General features: G+C 70.9%; 26 protein-coding genes. 9 read left to right on the top strand and 17 right to left on the bottom strand.

The window, feature by feature from the left end; translation table 11 throughout:
- Nucleotides 1-165: 165 nt before the first annotated feature.
- Nucleotides 166-807 (bottom strand): response regulator, encoded by a 642-nt coding sequence (locus tag ACFQ6S_RS10285; protein WP_383405792.1) that lies wholly within the window; start codon nt 805-807, stop codon nt 166-168.
- A complete protein-coding gene (locus tag ACFQ6S_RS10280) occupies nt 804-2,006 on the bottom strand; it encodes a sensor histidine kinase (protein WP_383405790.1) in 1,203 nt (400 codons plus the stop codon). Before ACFQ6S_RS10280 ends, ACFQ6S_RS10285 begins: the two co-directional genes overlap by 4 nt.
- 234 nt (nt 2,007-2,240) lie before the next feature.
- Here ACFQ6S_RS10280 and ACFQ6S_RS10275 point away from each other — a divergent pair, with 234 nt between their 5' ends.
- Together ACFQ6S_RS10275 and ACFQ6S_RS10270 are read left to right on the top strand one after the other, a co-directional pair.
- On the top strand, nt 2,241-2,798 hold the full coding sequence (locus ACFQ6S_RS10275; RefSeq protein ID WP_383405788.1) for a heme-binding protein: 558 nt from the start codon (nt 2,241-2,243) through the stop codon (nt 2,796-2,798).
- A gap of 188 nt (nt 2,799-2,986) precedes the next feature.
- Nucleotides 2,987-3,343: a luciferase family protein gene (locus ACFQ6S_RS10270; protein ID WP_383405786.1), complete on the top strand. Its 357-nt coding sequence runs from the start codon at nt 2,987-2,989 to the stop codon at nt 3,341-3,343.
- 19 nt (nt 3,344-3,362) lie between these two features.
- Here ACFQ6S_RS10270 and ACFQ6S_RS10265 read toward each other — a convergent pair whose 3' ends face one another.
- Nucleotides 3,363-3,947 carry a TetR/AcrR family transcriptional regulator gene (locus ACFQ6S_RS10265; protein WP_383405784.1) on the bottom strand — a complete coding sequence of 195 codons (585 nt, stop codon included), beginning with the start codon at nt 3,945-3,947 and terminating at the stop codon, nt 3,363-3,365.
- Between the two features lie 90 nt (nt 3,948-4,037).
- Here ACFQ6S_RS10265 and ACFQ6S_RS10260 point away from each other — a divergent pair, with 90 nt between their 5' ends.
- The 3 genes from ACFQ6S_RS10260 to ACFQ6S_RS10250 all read left to right on the top strand — a co-directional run bounded on the left by ACFQ6S_RS10260 (nt 4,038) and on the right by ACFQ6S_RS10250 (nt 5,807).
- Nucleotides 4,038-4,466 (top strand): nuclear transport factor 2 family protein, encoded by a 429-nt coding sequence (locus tag ACFQ6S_RS10260; RefSeq protein WP_383405783.1) that lies wholly within the window; start codon nt 4,038-4,040, stop codon nt 4,464-4,466.
- Entirely contained in the window at nt 4,463-5,329 is an 867-nt protein-coding gene (locus ACFQ6S_RS10255) for an NAD(P)H-binding protein (protein ID WP_383405781.1), read from the top strand. Before ACFQ6S_RS10260 ends, ACFQ6S_RS10255 begins: the two co-directional genes overlap by 4 nt.
- Before the next feature lie 79 nt (nt 5,330-5,408).
- The gene (locus tag ACFQ6S_RS10250) at nt 5,409-5,807 is read left to right on the top strand and encodes a DUF3592 domain-containing protein (protein ID WP_383405779.1); all 399 of its coding nucleotides are present in this window, start codon (nt 5,409-5,411) and stop codon (nt 5,805-5,807) included.
- Nucleotides 5,808-5,862: 55 nt separating this feature from the next.
- Here ACFQ6S_RS10250 and ACFQ6S_RS10245 read toward each other — a convergent pair whose 3' ends face one another.
- The gene (locus ACFQ6S_RS10245) at nt 5,863-6,867 is read right to left on the bottom strand and encodes an esterase/lipase family protein (RefSeq protein WP_383405777.1); all 1,005 of its coding nucleotides are present in this window, start codon (nt 6,865-6,867) and stop codon (nt 5,863-5,865) included.
- Between the two features lie 250 nt (nt 6,868-7,117).
- Here ACFQ6S_RS10245 and ACFQ6S_RS10240 point away from each other — a divergent pair, with 250 nt between their 5' ends.
- Complete coding sequence (locus ACFQ6S_RS10240; RefSeq protein WP_383405775.1) at nt 7,118-7,861, top strand: DUF1775 domain-containing protein; 744 nt, start codon at nt 7,118-7,120, stop codon at nt 7,859-7,861.
- A gap of 206 nt (nt 7,862-8,067) precedes the next feature.
- On the top strand, nt 8,068-9,618 hold the full coding sequence (locus ACFQ6S_RS10235; RefSeq protein WP_383405773.1) for a glycoside hydrolase family 30 beta sandwich domain-containing protein: 1,551 nt from the start codon (nt 8,068-8,070) through the stop codon (nt 9,616-9,618).
- Between the two features lie 24 nt (nt 9,619-9,642).
- Here the strand turns inward: ACFQ6S_RS10235 and ACFQ6S_RS10230 are convergent, their stop codons facing one another.
- The 6 genes from ACFQ6S_RS10230 to ACFQ6S_RS10205 all read right to left on the bottom strand — a co-directional run bounded on the left by ACFQ6S_RS10230 (nt 9,643) and on the right by ACFQ6S_RS10205 (nt 15,269).
- Entirely contained in the window at nt 9,643-10,494 is an 852-nt protein-coding gene (locus ACFQ6S_RS10230; protein ID WP_383405771.1) for a PaaX family transcriptional regulator C-terminal domain-containing protein, read from the bottom strand.
- Between the two features lie 52 nt (nt 10,495-10,546).
- Complete coding sequence (locus tag ACFQ6S_RS10225) at nt 10,547-11,926, bottom strand: alpha/beta hydrolase family protein (RefSeq protein ID WP_383405769.1); 1,380 nt, start codon at nt 11,924-11,926, stop codon at nt 10,547-10,549.
- On the bottom strand, nt 11,923-13,284 hold the full coding sequence (locus ACFQ6S_RS10220; protein WP_383405767.1) for an MFS transporter: 1,362 nt from the start codon (nt 13,282-13,284) through the stop codon (nt 11,923-11,925). The genes ACFQ6S_RS10225 and ACFQ6S_RS10220 overlap by 4 nt, the downstream gene beginning before the upstream one ends.
- 96 nt (nt 13,285-13,380) lie before the next feature.
- A complete protein-coding gene (locus tag ACFQ6S_RS10215; protein WP_383405765.1) occupies nt 13,381-14,172 on the bottom strand; it encodes a thioesterase family protein in 792 nt (263 codons plus the stop codon).
- A 22-nt stretch (nt 14,173-14,194) separates the two neighbouring features.
- Nucleotides 14,195-14,521, bottom strand: a complete 327-nt coding sequence (locus tag ACFQ6S_RS10210; RefSeq protein WP_383405763.1) for a branched-chain amino acid transporter permease — start codon at nt 14,519-14,521, stop codon at nt 14,195-14,197.
- Entirely contained in the window at nt 14,514-15,269 is a 756-nt protein-coding gene (locus ACFQ6S_RS10205; RefSeq protein ID WP_383405761.1) for an AzlC family ABC transporter permease, read from the bottom strand. The genes ACFQ6S_RS10210 and ACFQ6S_RS10205 overlap by 8 nt, the downstream gene beginning before the upstream one ends.
- An 80-nt stretch (nt 15,270-15,349) precedes the next feature.
- Between ACFQ6S_RS10205 and ACFQ6S_RS10200 the strand changes: the two genes are divergently transcribed.
- Both ACFQ6S_RS10200 and ACFQ6S_RS10195 read left to right on the top strand, forming a co-directional pair.
- Entirely contained in the window at nt 15,350-15,790 is a 441-nt protein-coding gene (locus ACFQ6S_RS10200) for an Lrp/AsnC family transcriptional regulator (protein ID WP_383405759.1), read from the top strand.
- Nucleotides 15,791-16,131: 341 nt separating this feature from the next.
- A complete protein-coding gene (locus ACFQ6S_RS10195; RefSeq protein ID WP_383405757.1) occupies nt 16,132-17,769 on the top strand; it encodes a sigma-70 family RNA polymerase sigma factor in 1,638 nt (545 codons plus the stop codon).
- Nucleotides 17,770-17,796: 27 nt separating this feature from the next.
- Here ACFQ6S_RS10195 and ACFQ6S_RS10190 read toward each other — a convergent pair whose 3' ends face one another.
- The 7 genes from ACFQ6S_RS10190 to ACFQ6S_RS10160 all read right to left on the bottom strand — a co-directional run bounded on the left by ACFQ6S_RS10190 (nt 17,797) and on the right by ACFQ6S_RS10160 (nt 25,901).
- Complete coding sequence (locus ACFQ6S_RS10190) at nt 17,797-19,218, bottom strand: aminobutyraldehyde dehydrogenase (RefSeq protein ID WP_383405755.1); 1,422 nt, start codon at nt 19,216-19,218, stop codon at nt 17,797-17,799.
- Complete coding sequence (locus tag ACFQ6S_RS10185; RefSeq protein ID WP_383405753.1) at nt 19,211-20,530, bottom strand: flavin monoamine oxidase family protein; 1,320 nt, start codon at nt 20,528-20,530, stop codon at nt 19,211-19,213. Before ACFQ6S_RS10185 ends, ACFQ6S_RS10190 begins: the two co-directional genes overlap by 8 nt.
- A gap of 28 nt (nt 20,531-20,558) precedes the next feature.
- Nucleotides 20,559-21,629 carry an ABC transporter ATP-binding protein gene (locus ACFQ6S_RS10180; protein ID WP_383405751.1) on the bottom strand — a complete coding sequence of 357 codons (1,071 nt, stop codon included), beginning with the start codon at nt 21,627-21,629 and terminating at the stop codon, nt 20,559-20,561.
- Nucleotides 21,630-21,634: 5 nt separating this feature from the next.
- Nucleotides 21,635-22,513 carry an ABC transporter permease gene (locus ACFQ6S_RS10175; protein WP_383405749.1) on the bottom strand — a complete coding sequence of 293 codons (879 nt, stop codon included), beginning with the start codon at nt 22,511-22,513 and terminating at the stop codon, nt 21,635-21,637.
- Complete coding sequence (locus tag ACFQ6S_RS10170; RefSeq protein ID WP_383405747.1) at nt 22,510-23,403, bottom strand: ABC transporter permease; 894 nt, start codon at nt 23,401-23,403, stop codon at nt 22,510-22,512. The genes ACFQ6S_RS10175 and ACFQ6S_RS10170 overlap by 4 nt, the downstream gene beginning before the upstream one ends.
- Nucleotides 23,404-23,406: 3 nt before the next feature.
- Nucleotides 23,407-24,531 (bottom strand): spermidine/putrescine ABC transporter substrate-binding protein, encoded by a 1,125-nt coding sequence (locus tag ACFQ6S_RS10165; protein WP_383405745.1) that lies wholly within the window; start codon nt 24,529-24,531, stop codon nt 23,407-23,409.
- 191 nt (nt 24,532-24,722) lie between these two features.
- On the bottom strand, nt 24,723-25,901 hold the full coding sequence (locus tag ACFQ6S_RS10160) for an aromatic ring-hydroxylating dioxygenase subunit alpha (protein WP_383405744.1): 1,179 nt from the start codon (nt 25,899-25,901) through the stop codon (nt 24,723-24,725).
- Nucleotides 25,902-26,109: the final 208 nt, after the last annotated feature.

The following is a 26,109-nucleotide window of genomic DNA, read 5'->3' as shown; positions in this document are numbered from 1 at the left end:
GTGCGCGAACGCGCAGGGAGCGGCTCTCAGCAGCCGGGACCCGGCTTCGAGTGACGGTTAAAATAACCCTCGTTAAATCGGGGCTACAAGCCCTTGATCCCTACGAGTTTCGACCTGCACGACTCACACACGACCGGCCCGGTGACCCTGACCGCGGGTCACCTCTCACGGCAGCAGGCGCTGTTCCTTCGCCACCGCGACCGCGCCCGCTCGGGTGTCGACGCCGAGCTTGTCGTAGATGCGGCGCAGATGGGTCTTGACCGTGGCCTCGCTGATGTACAGGGCGCGGGCGATGTCGCGGTTGCCGATGCCGCGGGCGAGTTGGGCGAGGATGTCGCGTTCGCGGTCGGTGAGGGTGGGGCGGGGCCGGCGCAGGTTGGCCATCACACGGCCGGCGACCGGAGCGGACAGGGCGGGACGGCCCTCGGCGGCGGCGTGGATCGCGGCGAAGAGTTCCTCGGGGCGCTCGGCCTTGAGCAGATAGCCGGTCGCGCCCGCCTCGATGGCGCGGGTGATGTCGGCGTCGGTGTCGTACGTGGTCAGGACCAGGACACGGGTGGCGGTGCCGGGGGTGGAGGTGAGGCGGCGGGTGGTCTCCACGCCGTCGATGCCCTCGCCCAGTTGCAGATCCATCAGCACCACGTCGGGGGCGAGTTTCGCGGCCAGTGCCAGCGCCTCCTCGCCGGTGCCGGCCTCGCCGACGACCTCGATGTCCGGGGCGCTGTCGAGCAGCGCGAGCAGCCCGGCCCGTACGACGGCATGGTCGTCGCACACCAGAGTGCGTACGGGTGCGGTGTCGGCGGTCATCGGGGTGCCTCCAGGGGGACGGCGGCGGACAGGACGGTGCCCTCGCCGGGCGTGGAGTCGACGGTCAGGGTGCCGCCGAGCGCGTGCAGCCGGGCACGCATGGCGGGCAGCCCGTGTCCGCGCTCCGCACCGGGCGAGCCGGGCAGGGCGGCGGGGTCGAAGCCATGGCCGTCGTCGGAGACGTCCAGGACGACCCCGTCGTCGAGGCGGGTGAGCGTGAGGGCCGCGTGCGTGGCGGCCGCGTGCTCGCGGACGTTGGCCAGGGCGCCCTGGGCGATGCGCAGCAGCGCGGACTGGACGCGGTCGGGCAGCCGGGGGAGGCGTCCGTCGTCGTCGATGTGGACGCGGACGGTGAGGTGCCCGCCGGACTCCCGCGCGGCCAGGGCACGCAGCGCCTGGTCGAGGCCGCCGTCCACCAGGTCCGTGGGGGCGAGGTCGTGCACGAAGCGCCGGGCCTCGGCGAGGTTGTGCGCGGCGACGGACGCGGCGGTGCGGACATGGACGCGGGCCTTGTCCGGTTCGGTGTCCCACACCCGGTCCGCCGCCTGCAACAGCATCTGCTGGCTGGACAGGCCCTGGGCGAGCGTGTCGTGGATCTCCATGGAGAGCCGCTGACGTTCGGCGAGGGTGCCCTCGCGGCGCTCGGACGCGGCGAGTTCGTGGCGCGTGCGGATCAGGTCGTCGATCAGGACGCGCTGGCGTGCGGTGTGCCGTTCCATCTGGAGGAAGACGGCCGTGGCGAGGGCGGCGACGGCGGGCGGCGCCAGGACCAGGTTCGGGTCGAAGCGGCCCGCGAGCTGCACCTGCGCGGCGACGACGAACGCGGTCAGGACCACCACCAGAACGAGGGCCGCGCGGGTCGGCAGCGTGCGCAGACCGGTGTAGAAGAGGGGCACCGCGCACCAGGCGAAGCTGGGCGCGAGCACGACCAGGACCATCCACACCACGACGACCAGCGCCAGCCAGGCCGAGTGCCGCCGGGTGGGCGAAGGTCCCGCGTCACCGGTCCTGGGGCCCAGCAGATGCAGCACGGCGAGCACGACGCACAGCGCGATGATCCAGGGCATACGCGGTTCGCCGGGATGGCGCAGCACGAATCGGGCCAGTGCTCCGCCGAGCAGCAGAAAGAACGCCGCGTGCATGACGAAGCCGAGCCACCGGCTGTCCACGGTGCTCGGTTCGTACGGCCGGTTCCCCATCAGGGGCTCGCCTCCCTTCCGCCCGCCTGCGCTGAACTGGGCAAACACCTCCATTGTGACCCGGTGCGAGGGCCGGGCAGGTCAACCGAACGGATGACCCCGGTGTCGTCCTTCCCGGCGCCCGGAGCGAGCCGGAACGTCGACCGTGCGGGGCCCGTTCAAGGCCGAGGGTGGAAAGCGGACGAAGCGGGGCGGCAACCGGGCCGCCCGCCCACCGAAGGAGTCGACCGACCCATGAACCCCGTGCACAAGAAGTTCTCCCGCCGCGCTCGTGTCGCCACCGGCGGTGCCGTGCTCGCCGTCGTCGCCCTGGCGGGGTTCGGCGCGGTGTCCGCGAACGCCTCGGCGCCCGTCACGAAGCCGACCACCGTCGCCGCCGCCCCGGCCAGGGCCACCACCACCCACCTGACGATCGACGCCGCCACCAAGGCCGCGCAGGCCGCGCTCGACGCCGCCGAGAAGGAGAACCAGCGCGTCACGGTCGCCGTCGTCGACCGCAACGGCAACACGATCGTCACCCTGCGCGGCGACGGCGCCGGCCCGCAGTCCTACGAGTCCGCCGAGCGCAAGGCCTACACCGCGGTCTCCTGGAACGCCCCCACCTCCCAGCTGGCCGAGCGGCTGGAGCAGGCCCCGAACCTGAAGGACATCCCCGGCACGCTGTTCCTCGCGGGCGGCGTCCCCGTCACCGCCGGCGACGCGCCGATCGCCGGCATCGGCGTCGCGGGCGCTCCGTCCGGGGCCCTGGACGAGAAGTTCGCGCAGGCGGGCGCCAACGCGGTGGCTCGCTAGCCACCGGGAGCGTATGGCGCGGGGCGCCGTCGCGGGGCGGCCGACGGCGGCAGCCAGTGGTGGCGGAGCCGGCTCGGCGCCCCGATGCCGTATCGGTACAGGTCGTGCAAAAGCGGTCCGTCTCCGCGTTCCGGTTACGGCTTGCTCGCGCCTAGGTGTCCGGGTGGTGAGCGCACGATGATGGGGTCATGACCACGGCCTTACATGCCATGACGCAACTGGCGAGCTGGCCCGACCTCTCGGAGGCCCCGCCCAGCTGTGGCACCGGCCGGGCATTGTGCTCGGCCGGCGCCGAGATCGTGCACTTCCACTCGGACCACAACGTCGACCTGCATCTCACGGCCAGGACGATCCGCCGCTTCCAGGACGAGCTGAAGAATTCGACGGCCGTCCGGCTGGTGCCCGACTCGCACTGGGTCACCATCCACCTGGACTGCGATTCGGACATCGACCTGCTCATGACGCTGGCGAGCGCCGCCCTGCAGGCCCATCAGAGGGGGCCGGATCCGGACGGCGCGCCGTGCGCCTGGTGCAACGGTCACTGACCGGGCGCGGAGGACCGATTCACGCCTCGCTGCCGAGCACCCCGGCACTGAATTTCGCCAGCTGTCCCCGCAGTTCCTCCCGCGGCACCCCCTTCACCCCGGCCAGGTATTCGACGAGGTCGGCCCGGGTGGCCGCGAGCAGCGCGTGGGCGGTGAAGTCGCTCTCGGCCACACCCGGGACCCGGTCCAGGAGGTCCCGGAGCAGGGTGTGCCAGCCCTCGTAGTGCTCCGTGAGATAGGGGCTGTCCGCCCCGTTGCCCTCCAGGGCCAGCGCGAGATGGCGGTTGTCGAGCTTGAAGCACAGAACGGCGTCGAGCAGCGCCGGTACGCGCTTCAGCGGCGGTGTCGTGGGACCCAGCGGTGGTGGGCCCTCCCCGACGGCGGTCCTCAGGGGCTCGAGGCGCGCGGCGTACAGCGCGCGGATCAGGCCCGTTCGGTCGCCGAAGGCGCGGAAGAGGGTCCCTTTGCCGACGCCGGCCGCCGCCGCGATGTCCGCCATGGTGACCTCTTCGGGGCTTCGGCACTCGGTGAACAGGGTGTCGGCCGCCGCGAAGGCGGCCGCCCGGTTACGGACCGCGTCCTTACGGGGCTTGCGCTCGGTCATGGGCTCCTCCGGTTGCGATGCGGACCAGCGGTCCGTATTGTTGCGGGTGAACCGGACCGCTGGTCCGTATCGTACGGCAAGGAGACACTCATGCCCGCGACCACCTCACCGTCAGACCTGTACCGCCACAGCCTGCGGCTGCTGCTGGACAAGGACATCGCCGCCTGGGTCGGCCTGTGGACCGAGCACGGCGTCATGGAGTTCCCGTTCGCGCCGCCCGGCTGGCCCGAGCGGCTCGAGGGCCGGGAGGCCATCGCCTCCTACATGCGGGGCTACCCCGACCACATCGACCTGCACGACTTCCCCGACCTGAGGATCCACGAGACGACCGACCCCGCGACCGTCGTGGTCGAGATGCGCGGCGTGGGTCGCATGGTCGAGACCGGCGGTGATTTCGACATGAAGTACATCGCCGTCGTGACCGTCGAGGACGGGCAGTTCACCTCCTACCGCGACTACTGGAACCCCCTCGCCGTCAGCGAACCCGGCGCGGACTTCACCGGGAGTGCCTCCCGATGACCTCCGCCCGCACCACCCTGGTCATCGGCGCCACCGGCACCACGGGCAGCCGCACGGCCGCCCGGCTGAGCGCCGCCGGTCGGCGAGTGCGGGCCGCCGGCCGACGCGCCACCCCGGTGCCCGGCGCGGACGCGGTCCGATTCGACTGGTACGACCCCGCCACCCATGGCGACGCCCTCGACGGAGCCGACCGTGTCTACCTCGTGCCGCCGATCGGTGACCCGGAGCCCGCCTCGGTGATGCTGCCCTTCCTCCGGCAGGCGCGCTCCGCCGGCGTGCGGCGCGCGATACTGCTCAGCTCCTCGGCGATCCCCGCGGGCGGTCCGGCGGTGGGGGAGGTGCACCGGGCGCTGCCCGGCCTGTTCGACGAGTGGGCGGTGCTGCGGCCGTCGTGGTTCATGCAGAACTTCACCGGAGCGCACACCCACGCCGACGGCATCCGCGAGCACGGCGTCATCCGGACCGCGACCGGAAAGGGACGCGTCGGGTTCGTCGACGCCGACGATATCGCCGCCGTGGCGGTCCACGCCCTGACGGACGAGCAGGCGCCCGACACCGACCTGATCCTGACCGGTCCGGAGGCGCTCAGTCACGACGACGTCGCCGCGATCGTCACCGAGGTCACCGGCCGGCCCGTGGCCCACCGCCATCTGGCCTACGACGACATGCGGGACCGGCTCGCCGCGGTGATACCGCCGGAGTTCGCCACGATGCTGGCCGACATGGACCGTGCCATCGCCGAGGGCGACGAGGACCGCACCACCGACACCGTCCGGCGCGTGACGGGCCGCCCGCCGAACGGTTTCAGGGCGGTCGCCGAGCGGGAACTGACCGCTCGAGCCACGCGGGAGGGCATTCAGTGAACCATCGGGGTGTCATCCGCGTCGTCTGATGGTGACACCGGCGCCGGACGTGCGCCGGGCTGAGGGAGACGGGTGGCCCATGGGAGAAACGGTCGCTTTCGTGCTGAGCGTCCTAGCGGGGGTCCTGTGTCTGTGGGCCGGCGTCCGCGAGCACCGGCTGATGCGTCTGCTGCTCCGGGACGGCGTGCACGCCGAGGGCGTCGTCGTGGACCAGGAGCGGGTCTCGTCGGAGGACCCCTGGACGCCGGTGATCGAGTACACCGACCGGCAAGGGCGCCGGGTCAGGTTCCGCCCCCAGGCGACCGGGACCGGCCTCGGTTTCGCCACCGGGACTCATGTGCCCGTGGTCTATCTGCCCGAACGGCCGGACACGGCACGGGTGTTCACCCCGAAGCACCGCAGGGCGCCGTACCTCATGCTGCCGACCGGTGGAGTGGCGTTCCTCGGCGCCGCGGTCCTGATCGTGCTGAATCGCTGAGCGTCGTCGACGGAGGCGCCCCCCACCCGCGAGGGACGCCACCACCGGCACGTTCTCAGCCGCCGAGGAGGGGCAGCGTCAGACCGCAGCGCACGGGCGTTGCGTGCGCGGGGTCGAGGGCGTTGCTCACGAGTTGGGCGGCGTTGGTGTCGTACGCCAGCGACAGGTGGTCGGAGACGTCCTGTCGGCAGACGTTCTGGATCAGGATGTTCCGTACCGTCGCGCCAGGTCCCGCGGTCAGGAAGTTCTTGGGGTAGGGGGTGGCGAACTCGTCGTACCGGGTGGCGATGACGGTGTAGCGGACTCCGGGCTGGGTGTCGCCGTCCCGGTCCAGCTTCTGGTTCATCTCGGAGCCGGCCATCTGATCCGACCAGGCCTGGCCGACGAGGGCGGACATGGTCGGGTTGAGACCGAGCTTCGTGGTCAGCCTGCCGATGCCGGAGATGTCCCCGCCGTGGTTGGACGGAGCGAGGGCGACGAGGCCGCGCACCTTGTTCCGCTTCGGGTGCGCCGGATTCGTACCGCCCTCGAACCGCAGATACCAGCGAGGGGTCGGGCCGCCACCCTGGGAGTGGCCGACGAGATCGACCTGGCGGGTACGGGTGGCCTTCAGCACACGGTCGACATAACGGGCGACCTGCTTGGCGGACTGCGCGATGGGACCGGTGGCCTGGAACGGACTGCCCGGAACCCCGCCGTAGTTGGGCGCGAAGACGCAGTAGCCCTGACGCTTCAGCCACGGGGACAGCATGCTCCAGTTGTTGAAGCGGTTGGCCGCCGAGCCGTGCAGCAGCACGACCGGGCGCGGATGCTTGCGTGTGGGCCGGCAGGACCAGTCGTTCGCCCCGGCCGGCGAAGCGTCCGGGTGGAGGAGCCCTCCGGCCATCGCCGCGGGGACGTCGAGGACCCTGAGCGGCGGTCGCGGCGATACGGGGCGGTCGGACGCGGTCGCCACACCGGGCACGCCGGCCGTCAGCGACAGCGCGACGCTCGCACAGACGGCGGCCCACCTGCTGTGCCGCCGGTTCGACCGTCTCCGGGAAGCCATACGATCCGACATCGGACCACTCCTCGTCTCAGCGCCGGCCGAGCGCCGACGCGAAGATCATCGAGGAGTCGATCAGTGATCCGCCCAACACCCGCTCCGGGGACTTCTTATGGAGCAGACTGCTTTCATCCGTCCAGCCCACGCGGCACCGGCGAAAATCTCCTGGGTGCCCGGGAACTCACCCGGGTCCTCATCCGACTTGTGTGAAGAAGAGGCCGTTCGCCGGCCGTTCCGCCACGTCCTGCGTACAAGGGAGTCGTCCGTGTCCCGCTCCACCCTGACAGGCAGCCTGCGCCGTGCCGGCGTCCTCACCTCGGTCGCCCTCGCCGTGGCCCTCGCCACGGCGGTACCCGCGGCGGCGCACACGGAGGTGGAGGCCGAGGGAGCCCGGGCCCTCGACCGGAACGTCGAGTTGACCTTCTCCGCGGAGTCTGAGTCCGGCACGGCCGGGATCAGCAAACTGGAGGTGATCCTGCCCGAGGGGATCGGCCCGCAGGACGTCACCTACGAAGAAGGGCCCAAGGGGTGGAAGTTCGCCCCCACCAGCCGGGGCTACACGGTGTCCGGGCCGAAGCCGGCCGTGGGTGAGGACGTCGAGTACGTCGTGACCGTACGGCAGTTGCCGGATACGAAGGAAGTGGTCTTCAAGACCCTCCAGAGCTACAGCGACGGCAAGGTCGACCGCTGGATCGAGCTGGAGGAGGAGGCCGAGGGCGACGGTCACGGGCACGGTCATCCCGCGCCCCGCCTCGCGCTGAAGGCGGCGGCCCCCGGCGCCGAGTCGGTGAGCCCCACTCCCACGGAGGCCCCGACCACTGCCGCTCCTTCGTCGGGCACGACGTCGGGCGGGCCCGCCGCAGAGAAGACCTCCGCGGAGCCTGGGGCGGACGACTCGAAGGACGACGACGGCATGCCCGTTGCCGTGCCCGTGGGCATCGTCGCGGCCGTGCTGGTGCTCGGTGGTGGTGTGTGGTGGATGCGTAAACGCCGGAGCGGGGCCGCCTGAGGGTAACCGGCGGGCGCCGGGCACGGTCCGGAGGCAGCCGCGGGGCGGCCGGACAAGCTGAAGGAACGTGCCCCTCGGTCCAGGTTCGTGACGGCTCAGCGCAAGAGGCTTTCTTCACGCCTTGACTTAAGTGTACGGGCATTGCTTGGATCGCAAGTCCCGCTCAGCCCCGCACTGCTGGCCCCCCCACGAGTCCAGGAGCAGCTGTGAGACGTCCCCTCACCACCTTCGCGGCCGTCGCGGTCACGACGCTGTCCGCACTGATCGGCACGGGTCAGGCCGCGCAAGGCCAGGTCGTCACCGGTACCTACTCCACCGGTGCCGCGCACGCATGGCAGCAACTGCCGATCGTCCGGACGGGCACCGATCACGGCGGCACCGTCGATGCCACCGTGGTCGTCGATCCCGGCGCCGCTCGCCAGAAGTACGCGGGGGTCGGCTTCTCCCTGGACGAGACGAGCGTGTCCAACCTGTGGAAGCTCACGCCAGCCGAGCGCGAGAAGGCCGTACGGCTGCTGGTCGACCCCGAGCGCGGCGCGGGCATGGACCGCTTCCGCCTCACGATCGGCAGTCCCGATCTCATCGAACACCTGCCGTTCTGGTCGCTGGACGACCTGCCCGCCGGAGTCACCGAGGACTTCGGCCTGAAGCACTTCTCCATCCGGCGGGACATCGACCTGCACATCATCGAAACGATCAAGCTCATCCAGCGGTACAACCCCAGGGCCACCTTCTTCGCCTCCGCATGGAGCGCCCCGGCCTGGATGAAGACCAACAACCGGTTCACCGGCGAGGTGGCACTCAAGCCCGGCGGCACCACGGAGCACTACCAGGTGGGCAAGCTGCGCGACGACTGCATCGAGGTGTTCGCGCGCTACTACGTCAAGTACGTCCAGGCGTACGCCAGGCAGGGAGTGCGCGTCGACGCGCTGACCCTGCTGAACGAGCCCGGCATGGACGTCGTCTACCCGGCGATGGACATCAGCGTCGCCCAGCAGCAGAAGCTGGCCCTGGCGATCAAGCGTGAACTGCGTGCCGCCCGGCTGAACACCCAGCTGTATGTCCATGACTTCAACTTCTGGGACTGGCGCGACCCCAACAGCACGGCGACCAAGAACTACCACCGCATCTTCGAGGACGCCCCGGCCGGCTCCGTGACCGGAGAGCAGGTGCGGCGGGCGGCGGACGCGATCGCCTTCCACCCCTACTGGGGTGACGCGAGTGTGATGCGCGACGCCCGCGAGCAGACCGGGAAACCGGTCCATGTGACCGAGACCAGCGATCTCTCGCCCTCGACCGTCCTCGACGACTTCCGCCTGGACGCCAGTTCCTACATCCTCTGGGCCCAGACCACGGACCAGGACGGCGGGACCCTGCACTGGACGCCGTCACGCGACAACGACATCGACTGGGACGAGGTGGCCGCCACCACCAAGTGGCCGGACCGGCTGGTGAAGGTGAACACGGCCACCAAGGACTTCAGCGTCCGCGACGAGCTGTACGGGATCGGGCAGTTCGCCAAGTACCTTTCGCCCGGCGATGTGCGCCTGGAGTCGAGCGCCGCGGAGAAGGGCGTCAGCAACGTGGTGTACCGCTCCGGCAAGGGCACCTACGTGGCCGTCCTCGGCAACAGCGCGGGCACCGACAGCAGGGTCCGGATCGCCGTGGGCGGCCAGAAGTTCGTGGTGACGGTGCCGGCCGGCTCCTTCGCCACCTACCGGTGGAAGGGGCACCCCGGACCGGACGATCGGGGCTGAGGGACCCGAGGCGTCGCCGATCGCTCACCGCAGCGGGGTGGTCTCCAGCAGTTCGCGGGCCATCTGCCCCGCGGGCCCGGCGGTGTGGTCGGCGACGCGCCGGAAGGTCTCCTGCGCGGGCCGGGCCGGCCACTCCGGGGGAAGGTGGCGGGCCGGGAGCCTGGGATCGGCACGGATGGTCCACAACCACTCGCTGACCAGCCGCAGCCGGGTGCCGATCGGATCGTCCCCGGCCCCGGCGTCCAGATGCGCGGTCCAGCGCTTGTCGAAGACGACGTAACGGGCGGCGATGCTCTCCAGGTCCCAGGTGTCGCGGACCATCAGCTCGATGTCGGTGGCCACGTCGGCCTGCGCGTGGAAGATCTTGACGTGGTCGGTGAGGCCGAGCTCCGAGACGATGCCGGCCACGTCGACGCTCCCCGGAGCGATCCACAGCCCGCTGTAGAGCGCGCCGAATCCGGACCACGTGAGCCGGGAGCGCAGATCGTGGCGCTGTCGCTTCCAGGAGTCGGGCAGGGAGAAGCCGAGCAGGGTCCAGGAGCCGTCCCAGTCGTCGTTGACCGCGCCCTGCTGCCAGATGCGGGCGCGGCCGTCCTGGAGGACGCGCGTCGCCTGCGGGGTCAGACCGAAGAACATCTTGCGGCCCTCGCGCTGGCGGCGCAGCAGACCCCGGTTGACCATGCGGGTCAGCGTGGAGCGTACGGCCTGCTCACCGACCCCGACGCGGCCGAGCACGTCGATGATGCTGCCCGAGTAGACGCCCAGGTCGCCTTCCTCCAGGGCATGGTTGCCGAAGAAGGCGAGCATGAGCGACTGCGGGCGCGGCTGCGGGCCCTCCGAGGTGTCCTGACCGTCCAGGATGTCGTCGTCCTCCACGGTGGCAAGGGTACGGCCGCCCGCCGGGGGCGCGGCGGGCGGCCGTACGGCTTCATCGGCCGTCGGCGGGGTGGGCGAGGTCGTAGGGACGGGGGTACGCGGTGGGGCGGTACGGCACATAGCGGGCAGGTGTCGTCGGATCGGCCTTCGTGGCACGGGAGTTGAGGGCGGCCGGGTCGGTGCCGACCCACTTGCCCGTGTCCAGGCGGTCCTCCAGCGTGTCCAGGGCGGCGAGCTGTTCGGCGGGGCTGAAGGTGCAGTGGCCGGCGTTGTCGGTGTACGCCTGCCGCAGCCGTGAGGCCGATCCGGCGGCGGTGACGGCCCGCTTCAGGGCGCTCTCCGCCTGGACGGGGATGAGGGCGTCGCCGGTGGTGTGGACGGTGAGCTGCGGCTTTGTCAGCTCGCCCGTGAAGGAGCTGGTGCTCGCCATCCACGCGACGGCAGCCGGGTCGGCACTGACGCGCGGGGCGCGGTTGAGGGCGGCGAGGTCGGCCTTCAGGGAGAGGCCGGCCTCCTTGTACAGCTCGGTCACCTCCTTGCGGACCGACGACCTCCCGAGCAGCTTCGCGTAGTCGACCCCGGTGTTCCAGGACATGTTGCCGCCGGCCCGGGACTCGGCCTCCTGCCGCCAGCTGAAGGCGGGCAGCTTCACCAACCCCTTGAGCGCTTCGTACTGATGGGACTGCTGGGCGTCCCAGTCGGTCGTCGCGGGCCGGGGCTGCGTCGGCTGGTTCCAGCCCGGGATGTTGTGCAGGGCGGCGGCCAGGGCGATCCGTGCCCGTCCGGCGGGCGTCGACTGGGCCGTGTCGACCGCGGTCGTCAGGGTGTTGGCCGCGTCGGCCGCGGTCCGCTGGTCCGCGATGTTCACCAGCGGAATGTCGGCGTCGGGCGCGACGAGGGTCCTGAGGGCGAAGACCGGGTCGAGGGTGCTGTTCCAGTTGGCGACGCCGCCGTGTACGAGACCGCACAGGGAGAGCGAGCCGTCGATCCGCTCCGGGTGGCGCTCGGCGATGGCGGTGGTGACGAGGCCGCCGTAGGACTGCCCCCAGGCGATGGTGCGGGAGGCAGGCCCGAAGCGTTCGGTGAAGGCGGCGAGGGTGGCCATCTGGTCGGGGACCGCGTCCGTCACCGCCCAGCCGGTGGTGGCGTAGGAGGACCCGATGAGGGCGTAGCCCCGCTGCAGGAGAAGGGCCTTCGTGGCCTCGTCCGTGACGTCCCGGGCGGGGTTGGCGGGGCCGGGGGTGTAGCCGTGGCTGAAGAGCAGGACGGTGCCGTTCCAGTCGGCGGGCACGTCCATCATGTACGTCGCCCCGGAAGGGAGTTCGACGTCCACGTGGGTGGGGGCGGGGGCCGCGGCGACGGCCGAGCCGGGGAGCGCGGTGACGGCGAGGGCGAGGGCTGCCGCGAAGGCCGTGCGGGTGCCGGTCGTCATGCGGTGATCTCCTCCGTGCGGGGGGTGGTGGGGAGTTCGGCGGCGGGACCGGAGAGGGACGTACGGCTGGTCTCGCGCACGAACCAGACGGTCAGCGCGGTGATGAGGGAGCCGCCGCAGATCAGCAGCGCGACGGGCGTGCCGTTGCCGCTCCCGGCGACCAGGCTTCCGGCGATCATGGGGGAGAAGCCGGCGCCGACCAGGGTCGCGCCCTGGTAGCCCAGGGACGCGCCGGTGTAGCGGACCCGGGTGCCGAACATCTCGGTGAGCAGGGCGCCCAGCGGGCCGTACATCGTGGACTGGGCGATGCCGTGGCCGATGACGACGGCGAGGATCAGCGCACCCGGGGACTCGGAGTCGACCAGTGCGAGGACCGGGAAAGCGGTGGCGGCCGAGAGGACCGCGCCGGTGAGGACGACCGGGCGGCGGCCGACGCGGTCGGAGAGCGCGGAGGCGCAGGGCAGTACGACGAGGGCGACGGCGGCGGAGACCGTGAGCGCGGTGAGCACCTGGGAACGGGCGTAGCCGATGCCGGTGGCGTACGCGATCAGGTAACTGGTCAGCAGGGACTGGGCGGTGAAGGCGCCGATGCCGACGCAGCAGGCCAGCAGCAGGGCCCGGGGACGCCGCAGGACGTCGAGGATCGGTAGCCGGGACTCGGCGCGGTTCTTCTTCACCTCGGCGAACAGCGGACTCTCGACCACCTTGAGCCGGACGAACAGGCCTACGCCCAGCAGCACCACGCTCAGCAGGAACGGCACGCGCCAGCCCCAGGCGGTGAACTGGTCGCGGGGCATGGCGACCACGAGGGTGACGACGACCGAGGACAGCAGGGAACCGAGCGGTGCTCCCATCTGCGTGAAGCTGGACCACAGACCGCGGCGCCGCTCCCCGGCGTGCTCGACGACCATCAGGGTGGCGCCGCCCCACTCACCGCCGATGGCGATGCCCTGCAGGACGCGCAGGGCGATCAGCAGGACCGGCGCCCAGATGCCGATCGTGTCGTACGTCGGCAGCAGGCCGATGAGGAAGCTGGCGCCGCCCATCAGGCCCATGGTGAGCAGCAGCATCGACTTGCGGCCGAGCCGGTCGCCGAAGTGCCCGAAGACGATGCCGCCGAGCGGCCGGGCGCAGTAACCGGCGGCGAAGGTGCCGAACGCGGCGATCGTGCCGACGGCGGGGTCGGCGCCCGGGAAGAACAGTTCGCCGAAGACGAGCGCGGCTACCGTGCCGTAGACGAGGAAGTCGTAGAACTCCACGGCCGTCCCGAGCAATCCGGACAGTGCGACTCTGCGCAGCTGCCGGATTCGCTCGGAGGGTGTGGACGGTGTCGGTGATGCGGCGGGGGACGGGGACATCGCGGTCTCCCTAGACCGGGGGGAAGGACACCGCGAAATTAGGCTCTGTAGCTACCATCGTCAACAAAGTGCACAACATTGACAGCCGACCGGTCGTCACATCCCCGGTGCGGGGCGGACGGTGAGGATCTGCTGTGCCTGTCCGACCGGGCCGTCGGCGTCGTGCAGAACCGTGCTGGTCAGGCCCTGACCGGAAGGGCCGAAGGAGACCGTGGTGTCCAGTCCGGTCCAGGCGCCGTGCGGTTGGCGGTGCAGGTGGACGGTCAGATCGACATTGGGGAACATCCAGGCGGTGGGCGACTGTCGCACGGCGATGCCGTTGGCGGTGTCGACGAGCGCGAGATACGAGGCGAGCTGGCTGACCGGGACGCCGGCCACCAGCGCCAGGGGTGTGGAGATCCAGGCGGTCGTGCGGCCCGGCCGGGGCGGTGCCACGGGCCGGACGTCCAGGGAGGCGATGTAGCCGCCTGGCCAGACCTCGGTCATCGGCCACGGGCCGAGCGACTCCGGCGGGGTGAGGCGCTCGTCGGCGCCACCCGCGACCGCGGCGGTGTCGATCCGGGCCAGGAACCAGGCGCGGGCCCGGACCACCGGACGGCCGGCTATCCGTACGACCGCTTCGAGCAGTGCGATGGTCCGTCCCGGGCGGACGGTCTCCACCTCGATCTCGCACTCGTCGAGGGCGAGGCGCCCCAGGATGTCGTAACTGATCCGGGAGAGGACCAGACCGTCGTCCGGTCCGCTCGCCCGGTGGCGGTCGATGGCGTGGACGACGAGCCCGCCCAGGGGACTGAAGTGCTGCTCGTCCGGATCCCAGGCCCCGCCCGCGTGGGGCGTCGGCTTGTAGCGGCGGTCGTCGATGGCTTCGAAGTAGCTGTCGGGGGTCAACGGGCGCTTCTCCAAGGGGTGTTCAGAGGGTGTTGAGCAGGACGACGTAGACGGCGGTGCCGGCGCCGACGCTCACGATGGTGCGGCGGCCGAAGGAGAGGTGGGTGCCGACGGTCACGGCGACGGCGAGCAGCGCGTAACACGTGCCGCGCGGGTCGGTCGTGATCGTGCCGTGCAGCGCGGTCACCGCGAGGATGGCGAGGATCCCGACCGGCATCCACACCGCCAGCCGCCGCACGACCGCCGAGTCGCGAAGCCGCCCGAGTACGGCGAAGGGGGCGGCGCGCAGGGTGAGGGTGACGGCGAAGGCGATCGCCACGACCGCGACGAGATACGAGGTGCTAGGCATGCGCGGTCTCCTCGGCGGTGTCGCGGGCGGTGACGGCATGGCGGACCAGGAGCAGTCCGACGAACAGCAGCAGCGCCGTGAACATGGCCATCCCCGGAGTGAGGACGAGGGCCACGGTCACGCTCGACGCGGCGATCAGCAGGGACGGCAGCTCCTCGCGGGAGCGGAACGCGTCGAGGGTGAGCACGGTGAACAGGGCGCACAGCGCGAACTCCAGGCCGTGGACCGGGGCGGGCAGAAAGGAGCCGAGCGCGACGCCGACCAGGCCACCGCCCACCCAGTACGCCTCGCACGCGATCTGCATGGCCAGCAGCCGGGGCGCCGAGCGCTCGTCCTCGGGGAGGGAGGCGTTGACCGCGTACACCTCGTCGATCATCGCGTACACGGCGTACGCCTTGGCCACCGGGTGTCTGACCAGGTGCAGCGGGAAGGAGAAGGCGTAGAAGACGTGCCGGAAGTTGACCACGAGCACGGTCAGCGCCACCGCGGTCAGCGGTGTGACGGCGGCGAGCATCCCCACGAGCAGCAGCTCCAGGGAGCCGGCGAACGCCGCCAGCGACAGGGCGGGCGCGAGCCACCACGGCAGTCCGGCCTGGACGATCAGCAGACCGAGGGCGATGCCCAGCGGGAAGATGCCCAGTCCGGCCGAGAAGGAGTCGCGGACGCCCTGGGAGATCCGGGTTCGGCGGGCGGGCGCGGGTATCTGGGGCGGGCGTACGGCCGTGCGGGTCGGTGCGTGTTGTTCCACGGCTCCATCGTCCCGTAGGAGCCGTGGCATTTGGTTGCGAATATTGCTCGGTGGGACACTCCTGGGGCAATATTATTGTCGTGGATGCCATCGACAAGGCAATCATTGCCGAGCTGGAGCGAGACGGACGACTGACCAACGTGGAGCTGGCCCAGCGGGTCGGGCTGACCACCGGGCCGTGTCTGCGCCGGGTGCAACGGCTGGAGGCCGACGGTGTCATCCGCGGCTACCGAGCTGTGATCGACCCGGTGCCGGTGGGCCGGTCCTTCGAGGTGCTGATCGACCTCAGCCTCGAGGCGCAGGACGCGGAGACGGTCGCGCGCTTCGAGGAGACCCTGGCGCAGGCCGAGGAAGTGCTGGAGCTGCGGCGGCTGTTCGGCAGCCCCGACTACTTCGTGCGCGTGGCCGTCGCCGACCTGGCCGCGTACGAGGCGTTCCTGAGCGGGCGGGTGATGACGATCCCGCGCATCAAGAACGTCACGTCGCACTTCACGATGAAGATCGTCAAGCAAGGGCCGTAGCGGACTCCGGACTGTTCTGCGTCTCCTGTCTCGGCCTGGCCCTGCTGCCCGTCGCACTGCTCGCCGCGGTCGCCGTACGCACCCGCCGCCCGCATCCCGCGCGCTGCGCATCGAGGGGACGAGCGAGGGCATTCACTCTCATACCCGTACGTTCCGAAGCTTCCAACTGCCTTGATGTTCACGCCGATGTGACGTTCCCCATTGCGCGGCCGGTCGGCCCTCGTGAGGCTCTCGGGGAACAAGCGTCCGAAGCATCTCCGAAGAACTGTTATCCACGGTCCACCGAGCGATCTCCCAGGTATCGGACAGCATCGTTCGGCGTCGAGGACAGGGAAGTTTTGATGAGTACAGAGCGCACGAGGGATCTCGCGGCACTGGTGAACGCCGCCCGCAGCGGCGACCCGGAGGCCCAGGACGCCCTGGTCAGTGCGTACCTCCCGCTGGTCTACAACATTGTGGGGAGGGCTCTGAACGGCTCCGTCGACGTCGACGACGTGGTGCAGGAGACCATGCTCCGGGCGCTGGACGCGCTCGGCGGTCTGCGTAGCCCCGAGAGTTTCCGCTCCTGGCTCGTGGCCATCGCGATGAACCAGGTCAGGGCGCACTGGCACGACCGGCAGTCCGCCCCGGGCGGCGTGGAGGAGGCCGAGGACCTCGCCGATCCGGGCGCCGACTTCGTGGATCTGACCCTGGTGCAGCTCCAGTTGTCCGGCCAGCGTCAGGAGACGGCACGCGCCACCCGCTGGCTGGAGCCCGACGACCGGGGGCTGCTGTCGCTGTGGTGGCTGGAGTGCGCCGGCGAGCTGACCCGGACCGAGGTCGCCGCGGCCCTGGAGCTGTCGCCGCAGCACACGGCGGTACGGGTGCAGCGAATGAAGGCGCAGCTGGAGGCGGCCCGGGTGGTGGTACGGGCGCTCGACGCGCGGCCCCGATGCGAGGAACTGCAAGGCCTTCTCGCGTCCTGGGACAGTCGGCCCTCGGCACTGTGGCGCAAGCGAATAGCCAGACATGCCCGTGGTTGCGCGCGTTGCTCCGGTTTGTGGAGCGGGTTGCTGCCCGCCGAAGGGCTCCTGGCCGGTCTCGCGTTGGTCGCCGCGGCGCCCGCACTGCTGGAGCGAGTGCTGTCCAGCTCCGGCGGGATGGCCCCGGTCGGCTCGGCCTCTCTGGTGAGCGAGGCCTCGGGTCACGCAGCTTCGGGTACGACGGCCGGGCACCGGGCCGCGCGTGGCCGGGCGGTCTCCCGTGGCGAGGCCCGTCGTCGTCGGCGTAACAAGCGCCGGGCCGTCGGAGGCGCCGTCGTGGCGGCCTGCGTCGCGGGTGGCGGATTCTGGTACTTCGACTCCGACCCCGGTACCGGGACCGAGGAGCCGACCGCCGCGCGGACCGCCGGCGCCCCGGTGGCGGAACTGTCGGCGTCCGGTCCCGTGGAGACCTCGGCGCCCGCATCCAAGTCCCCGTCGCCGTCCACCTCGCCGTCGAAGAAGGCAAGCCCTTCCGCATCCCCCAAACCGACCAAGAAGGCCACGCCCACTCCCCGGCCCACCCCTCGGCCGACGCGGACCGCGACCAGCGCACCCCAGCCGCAGTCGGCGCCGACCGACACCATCGGGCAGGTGGTCGCGCTGGTGAACAAGGAGCGGGCGAACGCCGGCTGCGGTCCGCTCGCGGAGGACTCCCTGCTGAACAAGGCCGCACAGGGCCACTCCGAGGACATGGCCGCCCGCGACTTCTTCGACCACACGAACCCGGACGGCGCCGACCCCGGCCAGCGCATCACCGCGGCCGGGTACCGCTGGTCCACCTACGGCGAGAACATCGCGATGGGCCAGCAGACCCCGGAGAGCGTGATGGACTCCTGGATGAACAGCCCCGGCCACCGTGCCAACATCCTCAACTGCTCGTTCAAGGACATCGGCATCGGCATCCATGACGGCTCGGGCGGCCCCTGGTGGACGCAGGCCTTCGGCGCCAAGCTGTGAGAGCGGGCCGCCCGGTGCCGGCGGCCGTCACAGCATGACGTGCTTGACCTGTGTGTAGTCGAGCAGCCCGGTGAGGGAGAGGTCGCTGCCGTAGCCGGAGTGGCCCACCCCGCCGTGCGGCATCTCCGACACCGTCGTGCCATGGGTGTTGACCCAGACGATGCCGGTCCGCAGCGCACGGCTCGCGCGCATGGCGCGGTCGTGGTCACGGGTCCACACGCTCGCGGCGAGACCTTGCGTGACGCCGTTGGCCAGCTGGAAGGCCTCGGACTCCTCGGTGAACGGCTGGACGGTGACGACCGGGCCGAATACCTCGCTCTGCACGATCTCGTCCTCCTGCCGGGCCCCGGCGATCACCGTGGCCTGGTGGAAGTAGCCGGGCCGGTCCAGGGCCGCGCCACCCGTGACGACTTCGGCACGGTCGGGGAGCCGTTCCAACAGGCCGCGTACGGAGGCGAGTTGAGCGGAGTTGGCCAGCGGCCCGAAGTCGGCGTCCGCGTCGCTCTGCCCTCCGGGTCGACGCTGTGCCGCCCGTTCGGCGAAGCGGGCGAGGAAGGTGTCGTGGATCCGCCGGTCGACCAGGATCCTGGTCGCGGCCGTGCAGTCCTGCCCGGCGTTGTAGAAGGCGAGCGACGACAACTGCTCGACCGCGTCGTCGAGATCGGCATCCGCGTGGATCAACACGGGGGCATTGCCGCCGAGTTCGAGATGCAGCCGCTTGAGGTCGGCGGCCGCGGCCGCGGCGATCTCCTGCCCGGCGCGGACACTGCCGGTGACGGCCACCAGCCTGACCTGCGGGTGGGCGACGAGGGCGCGCCCGGTGTCGCGGTCCCCGCACACCACGTTGAGCACACCGGGCGGCAGGTGTTCGGCGGCCAGCCGGGCGAGCAGCAGGGCCGACGACGGAGTGGTGTCGGACGGCTTCAGGACGATCGTGTTGCCGGCCGCGAGGGCTGGGGCGATCTTCCAGACGGCCATCATCAGCGGGTAGTTCCACGGCGTGATCTGAGCACAGACACCGACCGGCTCGCGGCGCAGCACCGAGGTGCGACCCGGCGTGTACTCGGCCGCCGCGGCGCCCGGCAGGTTGCGGGCGGCGCCGGCGAAGTACCGCAACACGTCCACGATCGCGGGCAGTTCGTCCCCGAGGAACAAGGCCCGCGGCTTGCCCGTGTCGGTCACCTCGGCGCGCGTCACCGCCTCGGCCTCCCGCTCCACGGCGTCGGCGATGCGCAGCAGCGCCGCCTGCCGCTGCGCCGGAGTCGTCGACGACCAGCCCTGAAAGGCCTCTTCGGCCGCCCGGCAGGCCCCGTCGACGTCCTCGGCGCCGGAGAGCGGGGCCGTGCCATGGGGGAGTCCGGTGGCCGGATCGATCAGCGGCAGGGTGGCACCGGACGCGGCCGGCACCTCCTTGCCGCCGATGTGGTTGAGACGGTCGGTGTCAGCCACGGCGCAGCGCCTCCTCGGCGGCGGCGCGGCCGGTGCGGACGGCGCCCTCCATGTATCCGGCGACCCACTGGTCGGAGCCGCAGACGTAGAACGGCGGCTCATGGGTGCCGTGCAGCGGGCCGACGGCCATGACCTCGCCCGGCGGCCACTGGGTGACGTACCCCTGCGTCCACGGGTCGGTGCCCCACAGCCGCAGATGGCAGGCGCTGGGCCGCAGCGCCTCGTCGCCGAACATGCCGGCCATCTCGGCGAGCAGTTCGGGCGTGCGCAGCTGGGGCGGGGTGCCTAGCAGGACGCCGTAGCGCTCGGGTGGGATCAGCGCGGACAGGACGCCCTCGTTCTGCGGCCAGGTGCTGCCCAGCACTCCCTCCGCCTCGGACAGGCCGTTCAGACCGGCGTCCCGCCAGAAGGGACGGTCGTAGACCGCGGCGAACTTCGCGGCCGTCGCCTGCCGTTGCCGGTGCAGCGAGGCGAGCCGTGCCTCGCTGACACCACTGACGGCGACCGACCGCAGCGGGCCGACGGGCAGGGCGCTCACCACCGCGCCGGCGGTGAAGACCTCACCGGTGACCAGACGTACGGCACAACGGCCGGGGCGGATGTCCAGCGCGGCGACGGGCGAGCCCAGCCGGATGCGCGGACCCAGCACCCGGCCCAGGACCTCGGCGAGCGTCGCCGAACCCTCCGCGAGCCGCAGCCCCTCCCAGTCGTCGTAGTCGTAGTCGCCCGTGCCGGAGCCGGGTACCGCCGCGCTCTTGCGCAGCGCGGCCAGCAGCGAGATCCGCTCGTACGAGCCGCCCGCCAGGGCGAGTTGGCCGATGTCCCACAGCCGTACCACCGCGGGTGTGGCCTCGCGCGAGCGCAGCCAGTCGGCGACGGACAGCCGGTCCAGGGCGGTCGCGTCCGGATGCGACCACGGGTCCTCGGAGTCGACGGTGGCCGCGAGGGCGCTGAACTCGGCGCCAAGGCGCTCGTGCAGGGCCGCGTCACCGGGTCCGAACCAGTGCGGCGGATCGCCCGCCGAGAGCCCCTCCGGGGTGGCACGCGTCATGCGGCCGGGTTCGTCGACATAGCTGGGGATCAGTTCGAGGCCGAGCTCCTTGGCGAGCCGGAGATAGGCGGTGTGCCCGTGGCCGACGACCTCACCGCCCAGCTGGACGGTACGGCCGTCGGGTGTGCGGGTCTGCTCGACCCGGCCGCCGACGCGGTCCCGGGCCTCCAGGACGAGCACGTCGGTGCCGGCGTCGGCCAGGTCCCGGGCGGCGGCGAGCCCCGCGAGACCGGCGCCGAGCACGATCACATCGTGATGCATGGGTTTCGCTTTCTTCCGTCAGAGGCGCTCAGGCCAGGACCAGGCAGTGCTCGGGCCGCCACCCGAACTCCACCGTCTCGCCGCCGCTCCAGCGGTCCTCCATGCGGGCACGGGCCGTGTTCTGCTCCAGCACCGACAGCGTGACGCCCGGGGCGAGTTCGATCAGATAGGTCGTGGTCGGGCCGCTGTAGACGGTCTCGCGGATCACCCCGCTCTGCATCGACATGCCCGGTTCGAAGTCGGAGAGCCAGATCTTCTCGGGGCGCACGGAGACGCTCACCGCGGTGCCGTCCGCGATGCCGGAACGGGCGCCGACGGCCAGCGCGGGGCCCTTCTCCAGGGTCACCTCCCCGTCCCGGTAGGTGCCGGTCATCAGGTTGGAGGTGCCCATGAACGAGGCCACGAAGCTGGTGGCGGGGTGCTCGTAGATGTCCTCGGGGGTGCCGCACTGCTCGATGCGTCCCGCGTTCATCACGGCGATCCGGTCGGACATCGTCAGTGCCTCGTCCTGGTCGTGGGTGACGAAGACGAAGGTGATGCCGACCTCGCGCTGGATCTGCTTCAGCTCCACCTGCATCTGCCGGCGCAGCTTCAGATCGAGGGCCGCCAGCGGTTCGTCGAGCAGCAGCACGGCGGGCCGGTTGACCAGCGCGCGGGCGAGGGCGACGCGCTGGCGCTGGCCGCCGGAGAGGGTGCGGGGCCTGCGGTCGGCGAGGCCGGCGAGCTGGACCAGCTCCAGCATTTCGCCGACCCGTTGCCGTATCTCGGCCTTGGCGACGCCGCTGCGCTTGAGGCCGAAGCCGACGTTGTCGGCGATGCTCAGATGGTCGAAGAGGGCATAACTCTGGAAGACCGTGTTGACGTTGCGCTTGTTCGGCGGAAGGTCCGTCACGTCCTCACCGGCGAGCAGCACCGCACCCTCGGTGGGATCGCTGAACCCGCCGATCATGCGCAGGGTGGTGGTCTTGCCGCAGCCGGAAGGGCCCAGCAGGGAGAAGAAATTGCCGGCCTCGATGTCGAGGTCGAGTCGGTGGACGGCGTAGGAGTCGGCGAACTGCTTGGAGACGCCGTCGAGCCGGACGGCGGGGGTCGCGTCCATGGAAGTCACTCCCCGGAGAGGATGTCGAGGCCGCCGCGGCGGCCGAAGAGGCGCGGGATGAACAGGGCCAGGGCGATCAGGGCGATGGATCCCGCGAGCATCAGCGTGCCGACCGCGTTGATGGTCGGTTGCACCCCGAAACGGATCGCCGAGTAGATCCGCACCGACAGGGGCTGGGGGTCGACGCCGGTGGTGAAGTAGGCGAGCACGAAGTCGTCGAAGACCAGCGCGAAGATCAGTACGGCGGAGGCGAGCACGGCGGGCAGCAGCGCCGGCAGGGTCACCAGCCGCACCGCCTGCCACCGTGTGGCGCCGAGATCCATCGCGGCCTCCTCCACCTCCGGGTTCAGCGCGGCGACCCGGGAGCGCAGGATGACCGTGACGTACGAGATCGAGAAGGTGATCTCGGCGAGCATCACGGTGCCGGTGGACAGGGGCACGCCCAGGCCCTTGAACAGCAGCATCGACGCCACGCCCGTGACGATCTCCGGCGTGATCAGCGGCACCAGCATGATCAGCCCGGCCAGTGAGCCGAGCCGGGTGCGGCAGCGGACCAGACCGAGGGCCAGCGCCACCCCGAGGAGCACCGAGCCGGCCATCGCCACCAGGGAGATCCGCAGGCTGGTGCCCAGGGAGGCGATCAGGACGTCGTCGTGGACGAAGGCGCGGTACCAGCGCAGGCTGAACCCGTCGAACACGGTCAGGGACTTCTGCGAGTTGAAGGAGAAGAGGGCGACGACGGCGATGGGCAGGTAGAGCAGGGCGAAGAACAGCCCGGTGACCGCGATGAGAACACGGGGCTTGCGGTGGGCGCGTCGGCGTCGGCGCGTCCGGACGGACGGGCGGGCCGGGGCGGTGGTGGAGGGCAGGCGGACCAGGGTCATCGCAGTGCCTCCGCCTCGTCCTTGCGGGTGCGCCGCAGATAGCCGAGCATCCCGATCAGCAGGACCAGCATCAGCAGCATGGTGAGCGCCGAGCCGAGCGGCCAGTTCTGGCCCTGGAAGAACTTGTCCTGGATGAGGTTGCCGATCATGATCTGGTCCGGACCTCCCATGAGCTGTGCGCTGACGAAGTCGCCCATCGCGGGCAGGAAGACCAGGACGAGCCCGGCCGCCGCGCCCTGCCGGGTGGCGGGCAGGGTGACGAAGAAGAAGGTGCGGACCGGGCCGCCGTACAGATCGCGGCCGGCCTCGATGAGGGAGACGTCCAGCCGTTCCAGGGCCGCGTACAGCGGGATGATCATGAAGACGACGAAGCCGTAGACGAGTCCGGCGACCACACCGAAGCCGCTGTTGAGGATCTTCGTCCCCTCGTCGGCCAGACCGACCGCGCGCAGCGTGCGCAGCACCGGCCCGTCGTCGGACAGGACCACCGACCAGCCGTACATCCGCACCAGGTAGTTGGCGAAGAACGGCACCACGATCGCGGCGATCAGCGCGTGCTTGTACCGGCCGCCGTACAGGGCGATCGTGTACGCCACCGGATAGGCGATCAGCAGACAGATCACGCAGGTCAGCAGGGCGTAGCCGAGGGAGCGGGCCAGGACCTCGGTGTAGGCGGGGTCGGCGAGGGCGCGTACGCCGGCGAGGTCGAAACCGAAGCGCGGGTTGCCGAGCTCGTCGGTGGTGCCGACCGCGAGGATCGCGACCAGGACCAGCGAGGCGATCAGGAAGCCGGTCATCCACAGGGTGCCCGGCAGCATGAACCAGAGCCACATCCGGTTTCCGTTGGTGTCCCGGCGCCGCTTGCGGGAGGAGTGGCGGAGCAGTGCCATGTCTCAGCCCGCCTTCACATGGGTCCAGGCGATGTCGCGGGCGTCCTCCGCGCCGCGGCCGCCGTTGCGGAAGAAGACGTCGGCCTTGAGGTCGTCCTGGGTGACCAGGCACTCGGGGAACGGCTCGACCAGATCGGCGTAGATCTTCTCGGAGCCGGCGACCGGCATCGGGTAGCCGATGTACTCGATGTTCTTCTTCACGTTCTCCCGCCGCAGCATGTAGTCGATGAACAGCATCGCGGTGCCGGGGTGGGGCGCGTTCCAGGGGATGGCGTAGCAGTCGGAGTTGATCGGCGTGCCCTCCTTGGGTGCCTGGAACCCGAACACGGACGGATCGTCGGCCTGGTTGAGCATCGCGGCCATGTCGCCGCTCCACGCCTGCTGGATCAGCGCGTTGCCGTTGAGGAGGTTGTTGTAACTGTCGCTGGAGAAGCCGCGCAGCCGCGGCCGCAAGGTGCCCAGCAGTGAGGTGATCCGGTCGAGGTCACCGGTGTCGCCGGTGCTGACGTCGAGACCGAGCGCGAGGGCACCCATGCCGAGGACCTCGTCCCGGTCGTCCAGCAGGAAGACCTTGCCCTTGGCCCGCTCGCTCCACAGGTCCCGCCAGGAGTCGGTGAGCTCCCCGATCCGGTCCCGCCGCCAGCCGATGCCGGTCTTGTACGCGGTGAAGGGGACGGTGTGCGTGGAGCCGGGGTCGTACCAGGGGTCGGCGAAGTACGCGTAGGAGCCGAACACGGCCTCTGCGTTGGCGAGTTGGGAGTGATCGATACGGCGCAGCCGGCCGCCTCGGACCAGTCGCTGGGCCCATTTGGCGGTCGGGAAGATGATGTCGTAGCGGTTGCCCGCGTTGAGCTTGGCGACCATGCCTTCCATCGAGTCGAAGTTCGACTGGATGACCTTGACGCCGTACTCCTTCTCGAAGCCCTTGAACACGGTCGGGTCGACGAAGTCGGCCCAGTTGAAGTAGACGAGATCGCCGTCGACGCGCGCCTCGACCGGGGCGAGCTGTCTGGCGTCGGGCTTTTTCGCGGGCAGGAACCCGCAGCCGCCGGCCGCGGCGCCCAGCAGGCCGCAGGCGCCCGCGCGCAGCACGGCGCGTCGGGTCGGCGGTGGTACCTCGGGGGACATGAAACGTCCTCTCCGTCGAGGAACGGCACAACTCCAGGGCGGGACCGGCTGGTCGGCTCACTTCAGGCCCTGATTGCGAAGTGAAGACCGGTCTGGGGAGGGTGCGTGCGTGGCTCAGAGGGAGCGCGGTAAGGCCGACGGCAGACGTACGGCGGTACGCGCGTGCGGCGAAGGGAGTGTGGCCTGGGGCGTCACCGTGCGTCCCCGTCCAGGTCGTCCCTGACCCGGCGCGCGAACCATCCGACGGCGGCCTCGCGCTGCGACAGCGGACCCGGCTCGAAACCGGGAGTCCGCATGCCGGCCTGGACGCGCTCCACCAGCTCGGCGTCCTCGTCGTTGGTCACCCAGCCGATGTGGATGTTCAGCCGCCGGGCCAGCCGCGTGCGCAGACCCTCGCCGATCTTCGTGTAGAAGGCACCGGGGATCGCCGCCCGGTCCTGGGCGGTGGGCAGGGCGGTCCACGCGAGCACGTGGTCAGGGTAGAAGTCGATGAGCGTGTTGGGGTAGATCACGGCGTACCGCCATACCCGCCGGTCGGCCTCGGCCAGCCCCGGCATGGGGCTCGCCAGCCGCTGGTAGAGCCGCTCGGTCCAGTTCGAGGAGGGCTTGTCGCGCAGGGGCGACTCGAACAGTACGTAGTTCTCCTGGACGTCGACCGTGTACGCGGCGTAGTCGAGCAGTCGCATGAGCGCCGGGTGGGCCACGGGGACGTGGTAGCCCTCCAGGTAGTTGTCGACGATCACCTTCCAGTTGGCGTTCTGCTGCTCGCCGCCCGTCAGATCGTGGATGCGGTGCTTGCCCACGGGGACCAGGCCGGGCCCGGCGTAGTGGCCGACGGCCTCGGCGAGCCCGGCGCAGCTCTCGGCGAGCGGGGTCGCCTCCATGTCGAGGTTGACGAAGACGAAGCCGAGGAAGGACTCGACGTTGACCGGGTGGAGACCGAGCTTCGGCTTGTCCAGGCAGGGGATCCTGCGCGCCTCGGGGGCTCCGACCAGGCGGCCGTCCAGCTTGTAGGTCCAGCCGTGGTACGGGCAGCGGATCGCCTTGCCCGACGGTTCCGGGTCGGAAACCAGACGGGTCCCGCGGTGCCGGCAGACGTTGAGGTGGGCGGCGAGCCCGCCGTCCTCGGTGCGGACGACCAGCACCTCCCGGCCGGCGGCGGTGGCGGTCAGCCGGGCGCCGGGTCCGGGGAGATCGGACTCGTGGCAGACGAGCTGCCAGGACTTGGCGAAGATGCGGTCGGTCTCGGCCTCGGCGACGGCCGGATCGGTGTAGTAGCGGGCCGGCAGGGCTTCGCCGGGGTGCTCGGGGGGCGGCCCCGGCGGGGCAGCGCCGACCGTGTCGGCTTCCCGGGTTGTCGAGGGATTCATGGGGTCCTCCTCCGCGCCGCTGCGGCGGCGATGGGCGGTGAGGGGGTGGCCGGGACACACGGCAGGTTCGGCTTCCAGACCTGCCGGGATCCGGCTGACTGATTGGTTAGTCAGAGTGGGACCGTGGCGAAGGCAAGTCAAGACTTGTGGCCTGACTAATTAGTTAGTTAGTCTCGTGCCAGGCGAACGGCCCGGGGCCCGCAGACGG

It is taken from the genome of Streptomyces sp. NPDC056479 (assembly GCF_042795335.1).
Taxonomy (GTDB): domain Bacteria; phylum Actinomycetota; class Actinomycetes; order Streptomycetales; family Streptomycetaceae; genus Streptomyces.
Note: the sequence above shows the minus strand (reverse complement) of the source record. Positions and strands in the feature narration are given on the sequence as shown.